The organism is Streptomyces aureocirculatus, from assembly GCF_000720475.1.
GTDB lineage: Bacteria > Actinomycetota > Actinomycetes > Streptomycetales > Streptomycetaceae > Streptomyces > Streptomyces aureocirculatus.
This window is the reverse complement of the sequence record NZ_JOAP01000183.1, coordinates 1-292: the sequence shown is the minus strand read 5'-3', so window position 1 is coordinate 292 and position 292 is coordinate 1. Positions and strand designations below refer to the sequence as shown.

Genomic DNA, 292 nt, shown 5'->3' with positions numbered 1-292 from the left:
GAAGCCGGTGAGGATCGGACCGCTGTAGGAAACGGGCAGCTCCCGGTGCTGGAGCAGGGCGGGCAGTGTGAGTTCGATGCTGGCCAGCAGGTACATGGCTGCGATGCTGGTCAGGTAGACGGGCCAGGCCGTCAGGGCTTGCTTGAGCGGGGCGCGCTGTCCGTCGTCCGTGGCGCCGGTCTTGTCGGGCAGCGGGCCTTGACCCCGGATCCTGAACACGGGTTACGCGGCTGGCGTCAGCGTAGTTGGTGCGAGGTGGAAGGCGTTCTCGAAGGCGATGGGCGACCGCTGT

Annotated in this window: 1 pseudogene; it reads right to left on the bottom strand. The window is 67.5% G+C overall.

Annotated features, from left to right (window positions below):
* Window positions 1-219: pseudogene (locus IG78_RS43680) on the bottom strand (hypothetical protein); the annotation flags it as partial.
* Window positions 220-292: the final 73 nt, after the last annotated feature.